10 protein-coding genes are annotated in these 13043 nt (G+C 46.9%); 2 read left to right on the top strand and 8 right to left on the bottom strand.

Annotated elements, in window-relative coordinates; all coding sequences use genetic code 11:
* Window positions 1-2: 2 nt before the first annotated feature.
* The 4 genes from ACX4JR_RS02855 to ACX4JR_RS02840 all read right to left on the bottom strand — a co-directional run bounded on the left by ACX4JR_RS02855 (window position 3) and on the right by ACX4JR_RS02840 (window position 4804).
* Entirely contained in the window at window positions 3-662 is a 660-nt protein-coding gene (locus ACX4JR_RS02855; protein ID WP_476059550.1) for a Dph6-related ATP pyrophosphatase, read from the bottom strand.
* 15 nt (window positions 663-677) lie between these two features.
* Window positions 678-1730 carry a FecCD family ABC transporter permease gene (locus ACX4JR_RS02850; RefSeq protein WP_476059549.1) on the bottom strand — a complete coding sequence of 351 codons (1053 nt, stop codon included), beginning with the start codon at window positions 1728-1730 and terminating at the stop codon, window positions 678-680.
* Window positions 1731-1747: 17 nt separating this feature from the next.
* Entirely contained in the window at window positions 1748-2704 is a 957-nt protein-coding gene (locus ACX4JR_RS02845) for an ABC transporter substrate-binding protein (protein ID WP_476059548.1), read from the bottom strand.
* 285 nt (window positions 2705-2989) lie between these two features.
* The gene (locus ACX4JR_RS02840; protein ID WP_476059547.1) at window positions 2990-4804 is read right to left on the bottom strand and encodes a sensor domain-containing diguanylate cyclase; all 1815 of its coding nucleotides are present in this window, start codon (window positions 4802-4804) and stop codon (window positions 2990-2992) included.
* A 385-nt stretch (window positions 4805-5189) separates the two neighbouring features.
* Between ACX4JR_RS02840 and chrA the strand changes: the two genes are divergently transcribed.
* Window positions 5190-6431 (top strand): chromate efflux transporter, encoded by a 1242-nt coding sequence (gene chrA / locus ACX4JR_RS02835; RefSeq protein ID WP_476059546.1) that lies wholly within the window; start codon window positions 5190-5192, stop codon window positions 6429-6431.
* Between the two features lie 167 nt (window positions 6432-6598).
* On the opposite strand, the gene ablB is transcribed toward chrA, so the two are convergent.
* On the bottom strand, window positions 6599-7468 hold the full coding sequence (gene ablB / locus ACX4JR_RS02830) for a putative beta-lysine N-acetyltransferase (protein WP_476059545.1): 870 nt from the start codon (window positions 7466-7468) through the stop codon (window positions 6599-6601).
* Between the two features lie 19 nt (window positions 7469-7487).
* Window positions 7488-8738 (bottom strand): lysine 2,3-aminomutase, encoded by a 1251-nt coding sequence (gene kamA, locus ACX4JR_RS02825; RefSeq protein WP_476059544.1) that lies wholly within the window; start codon window positions 8736-8738, stop codon window positions 7488-7490.
* A 506-nt stretch (window positions 8739-9244) separates the two neighbouring features.
* On the opposite strand from kamA, the gene ACX4JR_RS02820 reads away from it, so the two are divergent.
* Window positions 9245-10906, top strand: coding sequence for a stalk domain-containing protein (locus ACX4JR_RS02820; RefSeq protein WP_476059543.1), 1662 nt, complete (start codon window positions 9245-9247; stop codon window positions 10904-10906).
* A gap of 83 nt (window positions 10907-10989) precedes the next feature.
* Here the strand turns inward: ACX4JR_RS02820 and ACX4JR_RS02815 are convergent, their stop codons facing one another.
* Both ACX4JR_RS02815 and ACX4JR_RS02810 read right to left on the bottom strand, forming a co-directional pair.
* Window positions 10990-11808, bottom strand: a complete 819-nt coding sequence (locus tag ACX4JR_RS02815; protein WP_476059542.1) for an ABC transporter ATP-binding protein — start codon at window positions 11806-11808, stop codon at window positions 10990-10992.
* Window positions 11805-12557 carry an ABC transporter permease gene (locus ACX4JR_RS02810; protein ID WP_476059541.1) on the bottom strand — a complete coding sequence of 251 codons (753 nt, stop codon included), beginning with the start codon at window positions 12555-12557 and terminating at the stop codon, window positions 11805-11807. Before ACX4JR_RS02810 ends, ACX4JR_RS02815 begins: the two co-directional genes overlap by 4 nt.
* Window positions 12558-13043 lie beyond the last annotated feature (486 nt).

The raw sequence follows: 13043 nt of genomic DNA, 5'->3' as shown, positions 1-13043 counted from the left end.
CTTCATAACTTTCCGCCTATATCCAAAAAAGCGTATCCTTGATACTTCACGCTGCCTTTTACTTTGAAAGGTACATTATGTTTAAAAATTGGCCCGCCGCATACAAAAGTATGATACTCACCGTTTTCTCCCGCGGCATCCACCCCCAGCTCCCTTAACTCATTAATAACCTCCCCGGTCAACTTACGGCCCAACCAGCTTTCATCCAAAACATCTTCCCTTACAGCAACAATAATCGTGGAAAAGCCCAGGCCTAAAAATTCGGCCAGCAGCTTCGACCTGTCTTCCTTCCATAAGGGCAATACTGCTTTCATTCCCGCCTTTTGGCACACCTGCTCCACCCAAGCCCTGTGCCCTTCAATGTCGATGTCCCCGAAAATACCTCGCCTTATATTACTGGTATAAAAATCTTTTAAAACTAAAAGGAAATTGGCCTCGTAATGTTCCCATGCTGCTTTCTCGAACCTAATGGGAATGCCCAGGGCACCTGCCTGAGCCTCGAGTAAATCCCGGGGCAGGCCATGGGTTCTGGAATGAGGGCCTTTTTCAGTTAACATGCAAAAAAGGGTACTTACTTGGTACCCTTGCTTGAGAGCTCGGTAGAGGGAAAGACAAGAATCTTTTCCACCGCTCCAGGAACAAAAGGATAATTTATCGTCCATAATACACCTCCCCCTTTAAAACCCCGGATCCTTTTTCTTTCTCAAAAGATAAATGAAAAAAGGCCCGCCGCACAACGCCGTAATTACCCCCACTGGTATCTCCAAGGGAGCTGCAACAGTCCTGGCGACGGTATCCATAACGGCCAGAAAAACAGCTCCCACAATGGCAGAAGCGGGAAGCAGCACGCGGTGATCAGGCCCCACCAACAGCCTGACGGCATGGGGGATAATGAGTCCCACAAAACCAATTATCCCGCTGACAGCCACGGCAGCTGCCGCTACCAGGGTGGCCGCTCCCAGCATTACTTGCTTGAGCCTCTCCACTTCCACCCCCAGGTGCCGGGCCTGTTCCTCCCCCAGAAGCATTAAGTTTAATTCCCGGGAGTACAAAAGCATGGGAACAATCCCTATTGCGACATAGGGAAGCAGCACCTTTACATGTTCCCAGCCACGCCCTGCAAGACCGCCCATCAACCAGAAAACCACCTGGTGCAAATTTTGCCCGCTGATTACCATGGCCAGAGAGGTAAGGGCGGAAAAAAAGGACCCCACGGCAATGCCAGCCAGCAGCATTGTTGACATGGAAATGAAGTTGCCCACCCTGGCCAAATTATAAACCAGAAAAACCGTTCCCGTCCCACCCGCAAAGGCCATCACGGGGACGGTATAGGCTCCCAATGCGTCCTCCCCCAGGCCAAAAAGAATTGCCATAATGGCTCCCAGGGACGCTCCGGAAGAAATGCCCAAAATATAAGGGTCGGCCATGGGATTTTGCAAGAGACCCTGAAGGATAACCCCGGAACTTGCCAGGGCAGCACCAACCAATACGGCCAGAATTACCCGTGCCAGGCGAAATTGAAACACTATCACTTCATGGGATGCAGGCCACCCTTCGCTGGCAAAAAGCTTGGACAGGCCAGGAATTTTGCCGGCAAGTATTGCTAATACATCAAAAAATCCAATAGGCGCAGGTCCAATGGCTGAACAAAGGATCACCGACAGGCCAAGAAGCATCGGCAACAGCAAAAAAATTAGTTTCCAATACCGGGTCCTGTTAGGTAATTTCAACAAGGACTCCTCCAATATCAGTCAAAAAGCTCCGGGTGAATATACCTGGCCATAATCTCCAGCCCCTTTATCACGCGGGGCCCGGGAATTTCCACCAAATCAGGATTTTCAATTAAATAAACGCGCCCGGCTTTAATCGCCGCTACCTGCTCCCAGCCCTTGCGCTCCTTAAACTCTTTCACCGTCTGGCCGGACGAACCGTGGTGGGAAAAAATTATAACATCAGGACTCTTTTCAATCAGTACTTCAGGATTCAAAGTCACCCAATCCTTTTGGATATCTCCAGCTACATTTTTCCCGCCGGCCGCATTTATCAAACTGTCCAAAAAGCTCCCCGCTCCGCCCGTGGTAGGGGGATCCGGCCATATTTCAAAGTAAACAGTGGGTTTTTGTTCGCTGGAAATTTCTTTTAGTTTAGCAGTTAACACGTCTATCCTTTCCTGCATATTGGAAACAATTTGTTCAGCTTCTTGCACTGATCCCGTGATCTTACCCACTATCGTTATATTCTTTAGAACATCTTCCAGCCTTTCGGCCTCCAAAACCACCACAACCAGGCCGGCCTTTTCCAGCTGATTGACCAAATTTTTATGCATTTTAGTCCCTAAAACCAGATCCGGCCTTTGGGCTGTAATAAGTTCTACGCTCGGATTGGAAAAGCCGCCAATTTTAGGCTTTTCCCGCGCCTCGGCAGGATAATCGCAAAACCTGGTAACGCCCACAACCCTGTCGCCCAGCCCCAGGGCAAAAAGAATCTCCGTATTCACGGGAGCCAGGGAAACTATACGCCGGGGAGCCTTTTCCACTGTTACCTCCCTGCCCAGGTCATCGGTAATGGTAACCGGAAAACCGGGTCCCCCTCCGGGCTCCGAAGGGAGTTGCTGCCCTTTTTCGCCGCCGCAGCCCTGTAGAAGTATACATAACATTAACACTAATATAACCCCTGCCAGGCTCCTACAAGAATTTCTGAGCATGTTGATATCCCCCCAAGAAAAATGCTATATGTTTTTATTTCGACACATAGACCATTTTCCCTATCAAGGCAAATAACTTAGTTTTACCCGGGAATTGGATCCCCCAAAAAAAAACTGCCTGTGTATCGCTAAGGCAGAGCTTAAGGTCGGCTAAAAGAAGGAAAGCAAACCACCCACGTCGCAGCCGGGCAGCCAGGTGCGGCCTGTACCAATGAAAATTGCCGGTTATTCCCGCAACCTAAATGGCAGAAAACCGGCAAGCTGGACCAGTACCTGCATAACAACTCAGCATTTCTTACTTATTTTTTGGTCATACATTCTAAGGTCGCTTTCTTTGAGCACTTCTTCCCATTTCCTGCCACTCCCCGGCTCCCAGGTGGCAATACCGAAGCTTAATATTGGCTCAATCTCTCCCAATCTGCCATTTTCCCGGGCAGCCTTTACCTGCTTTTGTATCCTGGTAACTAATTTTTGCGCTCCCTCACTGTTCGTCTCCGGAAGAACGAGCAAGAACTCGTCACCGCCGTAACGGAAAGCCAGGTCACTTTCCCGCACAAACGCCCTTAAAACCCTGCCTATCTCCTTGAGCACTTCGTCTCCCACCAGGTGGGAAAAACGGTCGTTTATTTCTTTAAAGTTATCTACATCAATCATAACGAAAGTTAGAGAATACCCGTACCGGCCGGCCCGCTTAACTTCTTCCTTAATTCTTTCCTCAAAATAATGGCGGTTATAAAGACCCGTCAGCCCGTCTTCCCTGGCCTGTCTGAGGAGTTTCTTCTCCAATTCCTTTAATTGGGTTATATCGCTTAAGACACCCAGCGTTTTTATGGTTTTTCCCACCTCGTCCCTTACAGGTACACCTGTTACCCTGACAATTTTATCATCCCCGAACCGGGTTATAATTTGAAGTTCGTAGCATGAGCTTTTACCCTCCAATCGCAGCCTGCTGTGCTCTTTTACAATGGGCCACTGGGACGGGGGTATGAAGTCCTTTAAATTCCTTCCGATTAGCTCAGATTTCCGGTGTCCGAGGAGAAAACATAACGCCGGATTTACATATTCGATATTTTCATCAAGGTCGGTAACAACTATTCCCTCCCCCAGTGCCTCAACTAAAGTTCTATAATGTTCCTCCGATTTTTTCAGTGCTTTTTCCACCTTTTTGTGCTTTTCTTCTGTTTCCAAGGCGTAACAGGCGTGGGCCAGGCTCCTGGCCAGAATTTGGAGGAGCTCTACCTCTTCGCCGTCAAAGGCATCCGGGTATGTAGAGTAAACAGTTAAAGCACCGAATATCCTTTTCCTGCATGTCAAAGGGACAGCGGCCACAGAAGCGTAACCCCTCTTTTGTGCCTCCTGCCGCCACGGCTCAAAAGAAGGATCCGAGCCGGTATTTTTAATTACAGAAGGCTTTCCGGTCCTGATTGCTGTACCGGTGGGGCCCCTACCGGTTTCTGTCCGGTCCCAGGTAACGGTTATATTATCCAGGTAACTTTCTTCATAGCCGGCGTGAGCTGCTGGAATGACCCTTTCGGTGCCCTCTTTAATCAGGCCAATCCACACCAGCCTATAGTCACGAGCCTGAACCAGGATTTGACAGGTTTGCCGGAACAACCCGTCCCGGTCTTTTTCAGCAATTATGGCTTCTATGACTTCCGTTACGCACTTTTGTATCTCCCGCTTGCGCATAAGGCGCCTTTCGGTCTTTTTTCGCGCCTTGTTTTCATCCCTTAAGCTTAAATAAGCCTGATAAAATCCCCATACTGTCAGCGCCAGGCCGCCGATAACCAATATTCCTTCCAATATGATATCAAAAAACTCCGGCTCGGAAGTCAACTCGTCAAAAAAATCAATTAACCTTCCGGTGGCCAACATGCTCCAGCCCAGCTGCAGCTTGGTAATTTTTAGCTTGAGGATGCATATATAAGCTGCAAAAATTAGGAAAAGCACCAGCCCTTCAATAACTATGTCCTGCAGATCAAATTCGCCGGCGGGCTTGAGCTCAAAAGCAGAAAACCAGCTCACACCCGTCCCCGCCATGGCCAGCAAAAATAAAGTATTATATTTCTTCAGAAAAAATATCTTTATCTTCCTCTTCACAGCTTTTCCTTCATCCTCTCTTTACCTGCCGGCCCAAAAGTTATTACTTTATCAGCCTTATTGGAAAACAAAGGACTTGCAGGGATAATTTTTTAAAGCTTTTGTAAGTTCGACACACTGGACCGGCATTCCTCCGTATCTTTAACATAATGGAAAACTTGAGGGTCTTTAGGACAAAGATATTAACTACGAAAAAATGTTCAGGCCGGAGGGTACCAAAAAACATTCATTAAAACACCGGGAAACCGGCGTTTTTCTTGGGCGGAAGTGGCTTATAAATTAGAAGAAGGCAAGGAAAATGTATTGCATCCATAATAATACAGTGATAATATAATTAAAAGATATCTATGTGCATTTTGCACTTAGTAAAAGGAGAAATCCACAAATGCCTGAAAAAGTAAAACCCCGGACTGAAGATAAAAAAATTTCCCTGGGTGAAATCAGCCTCACCTTTCTGCGGATTGGCGCCCTTTCTTTCAGCCTGGCAGCCCTGGGCGAGGCAAAAAACTGGCTGGTAAAAGAAAAAAAGTGGTTTACCGATGAAGAATACTTACAGGGAGTAGGCTTTTCCCAAATTTTACCCGGGGCCCCGGCAGTAAGCCTGATGATTTACCTGGGTCACCGACTCCGTGGTTTTTGGGGCTCAGTCTTTGCATCCGGCGCCTACCTGTTACCGGCCTTTGTATTCATGCTGTTTTTTACCTACCTTTATACTGAATACCGGGACCTGGCCATTGTATCCAGCCTGTTCAAAGGCCTGGGAGCACTGGTAGTGGGTCTGGTAATAAATACCGTGCTGAACCTGTGGAAGTCCGGGGTAACCAGTAAACAAAACTGGATCCTGGCAATTGGAGGCTTTTCGCTGATTTACTGGCTGCATTTAAGCATTTACTGGATTCTCCTCCTGGCTACCCTGTTGAGTATCGCCTTCGTAATAATCAGCCGGCGCTTCCCCTGGTGGGCCGAAAAAATGGCCGGGCTTACAGTGCAGCATTCCCAAGAGGGAAACAAACCCCAGCCAGTTAGTTGGAAAAAGTTGGGCATCACCGCGGGACTGGTGGCTGCCGTTGTCGCGACCAATATAATCCTAATAAGCACCACAAAAGTCTTTACTAACCTGGGCATCACTTTTATGGAACTGGGCGGGCTGGTTTTCGGCAGCGGTTACGCCATGCTGCCCTTTATCCAGGAGAAAGCCATCAACCATTATAATTGGATTACCACCCACCAGTTTACCGCGGCCCTTGCCCTGAGCCTGGTCACCCCGGGCCCCTTGACTAAAATCGCCACCTTCATCGGCTACAAGGCAACGGGCCTTATGGGGGCCCTGGTGGCCACCATAAACATTTACCTTCCCACTTTCTGCATTATTAACCTCACTGCCGACTTGTATCGCCGGGCAGGGCAGGTACCCAATATCCGCCTCGTGGTGCGCGGGGTTGTGGCCGCCTTTATAGGCACGCTGTGGGCGGTTGTAATCAGGCTGACCACCGACATTCTGGTGGATATACCCACCTGGACAATGGCCCTGGGAGCGGTGGCGGCCCAGCGATACACCAAAATCGACACCCTTTGGGTTGTTCTCGGAGGAGCCGCTGTATCCATGGTGCTATTTTCTATATTATGACCCACCTTATTACCCCATCCCAATAAAATAACTGTAAAAACTATTATCAATAATGAGATGCTCAAGGTGGAATTATTAACATTGACAATCGTTTCAGGGGGCTCTTCTTCCCCCTGTTCCGGTACCAGTTGCTGCGCCTGCCGGCCGGAATCTTCCGGTACCTTCGGTCAAGCTTTAACCCATATATTCATATTCTCATAACTGCCACAAATATGGCAGTTATTAATTAAAGTACCCCGGTACCGGTAACCCAACCGGCGAAAAATCAAATTCATTCCGTACGATGAAGCACGGGCCAAACTATAAAGGCAGCCGATGCCTTGCTTCGCACAATCCTGCTCCAGTGAAGCAATTAAATTGGCCATTAGGCCCCGTCCCCGGTAACCAGGAAGGGTAGCACAATTTGTCAGTTCTGCATTATTATAATTAGAATTAATTTCAGCCGCGGCGGCACTGATAATTTGTTCTCCTTGAGCCAGGATTTTAAATATATTTTTTTCCATGGAAGCAGCCAGGTATTCCGGATTATCCAGCGGGGTGGGATAGGTAGAAAAAACTTTACTGAAAAAGCGAGACAATGGCTGGATATCGTTCTTACCCGGTGACCTTAGTTCTACGCCCGGAGGAAGGGGTGCCGGCTCAACCCGCGGGCGGGCGGTAATTTCTTTAAGTACAGCCATTTGAGCAGGCAGGTGGCGGCTAAGTCGCCTGGCTTTTTGTAAGTAAGCGGTGAGAAAGCAGGCGGCTTCGCCGTGGAAAAACCCTTCCACCCGGCCTTCGGTATTAAAACCCTTTTGCTCTAGAATCTCCCGGTTTCTACCCCGGGCCGGCAAAATAATCTTTTCCAGGTTGTATTCAGCAGCTATATTCCATAAATAATTAACAAAATTACCCGGCTCTTCAAAGCTATACTCATTAACCCAGAGTCTCCCGTTAAAAAAATCAACAGTAACATTTACCTGAAATAAGTTGTTTTTTTCAGTTAAAACAAAACTTTTATCGTTCTTCTTTTTACCTGTTGGTTCAGATAAAATCAATTCAATTCACCCTTTCAAACTACCCGGCCGTCTGTCTTCTTGGCTCTACTTTAAGGGATACCTGATCGCCTTTAATCAACCCGGCCGGCCCGCACTGCGGTTCCATTTTTTCTTTTTGACAAAGCTTGCAGCTGCCGCAGCTGCTGGCTTTCTCTTCCGGTTCTGTATAGGTATAAATGTTCCCTTCAAAGTTGCGCAGGATCACCTGTCGCTCCGACTGGGAAATTACATACTGGGGAGATACCGGAATTTTCCCCCCGCCACCGGGGGCATCGATCACAAAGGTGGGCACCGCCAGCCCAGAAGTATGCCCCCGCAAGCTTTCTATAATTTCTATACCTTTATTTACCGCCGTGCGAAAATGCTCAATACCCCGGGACAAATCACATTGATAGAGGTAATAAGGGCGGACCCGGATTTTTACCAGTCCCTGTACCAACTTGCGCATAATGTACGGGCAATCATTGATGCCCTTTAAAAGAACCGACTGGTTTCCCAGCGGGATACCGGCATCGGCCAGACGGCTGCAAGCTTCTGCAGCCTGGGGTGTAATTTCCTTGGGATGATTAAAATGGGTATTTAGCCACAGGGGATGGTATTTTTTCAGCATATTGCAGAGTTGAGGGGTAATCCGCTGGGGTAAGACCACCGGCATGCGGGAACCGATGCGAATGATTTCCACATGGGGAATGGCCCTCAAGCGTTTTAAAATATATTCCAGTTTATCATCCGGGAGAGTTAAGGGGTCTCCGCCAGAAATTAAAACATCTCTTACCTTTCTGTTATTTTGCACGTAAGCTATGGCCTTGTCCACCTGTCCCTTTGGCAGGGCCCGGTCCCGGGTGCCGGCCATGCGCCGCCGCGTACAGTGCCGGCAGTACATGAAACATTGATCCGTAACCAATAATAATACCCTGTCCGGATAACGATGGGTAATACCGGGTACCGGCGAATCAACATCCTCATGCAGCGGGTCATCCAGATCAGCCGCGGAAGTATTTAATTCCAGCGGGTTCGGCACAGCCTGCTGCCTTACCGGGCAAAGGCGGTCCTCCGGATTCATTAAGGAAGCGTAATAAGGTGTGATGGCCATGCGAAACTTTTCCAAACAACGCTTAATACCGCTGATTTCTTCACCAGTCAAGTTGATTATCAGTTTTAGCTTTTCCACGTCGCAAATACGGTTTTTCAACTGCCAGCGCCAATCGTTCCATTCTGCTACCGAAACATCAGCCCATAAAGAATGTTTGTGAAAACTCAAATTTTTCATGTAAACCTCCTTATACTTGGGAAATTGACAACTCATTATATATTAGAAAGTTGTCAGTAGGCAAATTTGATAACTAACTTAAATTGGTTATACTACTCTTTTATCCAGCCATTGCTATTAATAACTTAGATAAGCTAATATTTGTACTTTTATCATTGCCCATAACCTATCATTTTCAGTTCGGAGCCCCAGTGCCTGCTGTCGCCGTTATAATTCTGTTAACTTTAAAAGTCAATTTTAAAATTGACGGTAAAAGCAAAAGGTGGCAGCCAGGAAAATTTAAAAAAGTAGTACTTGCACTATTGATCTCGACAAGAAGTTATTCAATATATAAATATTTCGCGTTATTAAATAAGGCCCTGAATACTGCCTGTCAGCAGGTTCAGGGCCTTTAAATTTTCATTGAACGCTATCATTTTATTGCTTCTGGCATAATTTAACTAATGCTTTTAAATTTTACTTATTTTATAATTCTTGTATATAAAAATTTTATAAGGAGGTTGTTTATGGCATTAAAGGAGAAAAAACTAACATTTCTAGCCATTGCCATCTTTTTTTGCGCTTTTATGTTAAATGCGTCCGCGCCAGACGCGGTAACGTTATTAAAGCAGGGTGATAGAGGCGTGGATGTGCTGATTTTACAGCAAAAATTGCAGAAACTGGGTTACTTTAATACCACCCCCACCGGGTATTACGGCGAAATAACCAGGAATGCAGTTATAAAACTGCAAAAAGATTATAATTTAACACCAGACGGTATTGTTGGTTCAAAAACTAATTACATGATTAATAAGTTATTAAATACACTAAGCGCCCAGAAAAATAAAGAAATTCTTGGTTTTTACGTTGGCGATGAGCCCGGTATACCTTCTTCCTTTGCCACCTTAAAAACGCAAAAGGATAAAATAACGTCCATTTCTCCTTTCTGGTACAGGTTGGACAGGAATGACCCGGGCAAGCTTAAAATTTACGGTAACGTCACAGAGCAAGAAATAGATGAAGTAATTAATTTCAGCAAGGAAAACAACATAAAAATTTATGCGCTGGTACATAACCTCCTTTATGGTAAAACATCCATTGGTAAAGAGGTAGCTCATACATTACTGTCCGTTCCTGAAAAACGCTGGGCACTGGTGATGAACATCTTTAACTTGTTAAAGAGTAAAGGTTTTGACGGCGTGTGTATAGACATAGAAAATATATATCCCGACGACCGGAATCTGTACATACAATTTTTAGCTGAACTTTCCGCCCAGCTTAAACCTGCGGGTTACACCATAATTGCAATTGTTCCCCCTAAAACTTCTGACGTCCCCAATGGTGGGTGGGGAGACAACTTCGATTATAACAAAATAGGCAAATACGTAGACCTTGCTGTTATCATGGCCTATGATGAGAACAACGCCTTCAGCAATAACGGCGGGCCCATAGCATCTATAGGTTGGGTTGAAAGGATTGTTCAATATGCATTAACCAAATTACCACCGGAAAAAGTACTGCTGGGCGTCCCCGGGTACGGCTTTGACTGGAATCTTGATCAAAAAACATCCCGTTACCTATCTTACGAGCTGGCCATGGAAACTGCCAGGCATTATAAAAAAGACATTCAATGGGACAGCGATAGCCAAGTTCCTTACTTCCACTATATTGATGAAAACGGCTCGCGGCACAGCGTTTATTTTGAAAATGCAAGCAGCATGGCCTCAAAGCTGGACCTGGTCAATAAATACAACTTGAGAGGTATAGCTATCTGGCGCCTGGGGATGGAAGACCCCGGCAGCTGGCGTATAATATCAGGTAAATTTAAAAACAATTCCAGTGTAATAAAAATTATAGTTAATAATAAACTCATAATCCCTGATGTAGCCCCGTACATTGATGAAAACAACCGGACGATGGTACCCCTGCGTTTTATTGCCGGGGCACTAAGTGCTCAAGTGAAATGGAATGGTGCCCACAAGCAGGTAACAATAATTAAAGGGAAAAATAAGCTAGATTTATGGATCGGTCAAAAAAGTTACAAATTAAATAACCAATACTACAATATGGATACCATTGCCGTTATTAAAAACAACCGGACCATGGTTCCTCTCCGTTTCATTGCCGAAGCCTTCGGAGCGCAAGTAAATTGGGATAGAAACAGTAAAAAAGTTTCTATTGAACTATAGCAGGGTCGGCGCTTAAAGTGGCCAGCCCCAGCTTACGGGGATCATAACACCGAGAGTTTTTATCCAGGTAACATAAGGATAGTTCACTTGCACATATGATTTTCGGCCTGAGCCAGAAGTACCCGGTCGTTATCAAATACATCCCCACTGCTTTGCATGAACTTTTTGACCAGGTCAGGTACGGAGAGATGCTGCTTTTCATGCGGCCCAACATCTAATATAATTTTCCCGCGGTGCATCATTATCAGCCGGTTGCCGTAACGCAGGGCTTGCTCCATATTGTGCGTAACCATCAGGGTTGTTAGTTTACTGGTTCTTATTAACCGGTCTGTAATATCCATTATCAGGCGGGCCGCCTTCGGGTCGAGCGCAGCAGTATGTTCGTCCAGGAGCAACAACTTGGGCTGTACAACGGTTGCCATAGCGAGAGCCAGGGCCTGCCGCTGGCCGCCGGAAAGGGTGCCCACCGGAACCTTCAGGCGGTTCTCCAAGCCCATGCCGATTTGTGATAAGGTATTCTTGAAGGCTGTTACACGGGACCCGGTAACAGCCCGTAATAACCCGCGGCGCTTACCGCGCATAAAGGCCATAGCAAGGTTTTCTTCTACGGTCATATCGGCCGCCGTGCTGGCAAGGGGATTCTGATCAATGTACCCTATAAAACCCGCCCGGCGATATTCCGGCTGATCGGTTACGTCCTTACCGTCCAGTTCTATCCGCCCTTCGTCAACTTCTACGACGCCGGCAATGACGTTTAGCAGGGTAGATTTGCCTGCACCGTTACTGCCGATAACAGTAACAAAATCACCCGGCCGGACATGTAAGTTTATGTTATCCAAAGCTTTGACCTGATTAGGTGTTCCAGCAAAAAAATATTTACTTACTCCCTCCAGCCGAATCATCTTGTCACATCCCGCCCACCGGCTTTGTTTCCCAAAAGATTAAGTACGGTCTGGTACCAGCGAAGGACTGTACCGCCGTTAAGCACCCCGTTTTTACGCTTTTTGCGTTTTAGCAGAGGAATACTTAAGGCGGCGAGCACCAGCACAGCAGTAATAAGCTTAAAATCGTGTGCCGGGAAACCTAAACGCAGGGCCAGGGCCAGAACGCCGCGATAAAAAATGGAACCAAAAATGACCCCGGTTAAAAGCCACCCGACGCTGCGCTTACCCAAAAGGCTTTCACCGATAATTACCGAGGCTATGGAGGCTACCAGAACCCCGATGCCCATTCCTACGTCGGCAAAACCCTGCACCTGGCAGGCCAGAGCCCCTGAAAGTGCTACTAAACAATTGGATATGGCGAGAGCTATTAGCTTGGTATTATCTGTATTAACGCCCAGACTGCGAATCATACGTTCGTTATTTCCTGTGGCCCTGATTGCCAAACCCAGGTCAGTAGCGAGGAACCAGCCCATTATGAGCCTTGCAACCAAAACCATAACTGACAAAATCAGGATAATAACAATGTGGTTTTGCACTGCCGTCAACTGGCTCTGGGAAGTACCGATCCACCCCAATACTTGCCCGTAAACGTTATCATAGGACAAAAGGGGGGTGTTAGGTCGCCCCATCAGCCGGAGCATAATGGTATAAAGGGCGCTGGTGGTTATCACCAGTACCTCCTGTAAACGGATAAATTTACAGTTCACGTCCTTTTCCGCCGGCTTGCCTCTCGTCTATAACTCGGCTCATCTCCTCCCTTCTTTAAAACTAAAAGCCGCCGCCCAAATGAGCGCCGGCCGTTAACCTAAATGTCTCACCTCACCTCAGCAAAACTATCTCCCCCGGCAAAGGGCGTTCTCTTCTAAGCTTACTAACTAGTAATATTTTAATTTTAATTTAAAACTCAGAATTTATTCCGATTATACCCACCTAAGCCTGAAGTGTCAACGATACTCCTGCGCTAAAAAACCAAAAGCCCCGCAAACCCTTGCGGGACGGGGCTTTTCCTGGAGCCGGTGGACGGATTTGAACCGACGGCCTGCGCATTACGAGTTGACTAACCCCAAAACGGTGTTTCTGGACGTACAGAATGGATTCCAAAACGCCTTGATTTTGCTGGGTTTGGTTGATTTTGGAAGATGCACTTGTTCGTAGTTTTATTTGATTTACGGGGTTTACCGGCGAGTATTTTC

Source organism: Desulfofundulus sp. JL263-se (assembly GCF_056316025.1).
The sequence above is the reverse complement of the archived record's forward strand: the minus strand, read 5'-3'. Positions and strand labels throughout refer to the sequence as shown.

Coding starts and splice junctions, on each gene's coding strand:
- ACX4JR_RS02855 (WP_476059550.1), bottom strand. CDS start 662: ATGGACGATAAATTATCCTTTTGTTCCTGGAGCGGTGGAAAAGATTCT.
- ACX4JR_RS02845 (WP_476059548.1), bottom strand. CDS start 2,704: ATGCTCAGAAATTCTTGTAGGAGCCTGGCAGGGGTTATATTAGTGTTA.
- chrA (WP_476059546.1), top strand. CDS start 5,190: ATGCCTGAAAAAGTAAAACCCCGGACTGAAGATAAAAAAATTTCCCTG.
- kamA (WP_476059544.1), bottom strand. CDS start 8,738: ATGAAAAATTTGAGTTTTCACAAACATTCTTTATGGGCTGATGTTTCG.
- ACX4JR_RS02820 (WP_476059543.1), top strand. CDS start 9,245: ATGGCATTAAAGGAGAAAAAACTAACATTTCTAGCCATTGCCATCTTT.
- ACX4JR_RS02815 (WP_476059542.1), bottom strand. CDS start 11,808: ATGATTCGGCTGGAGGGAGTAAGTAAATATTTTTTTGCTGGAACACCT.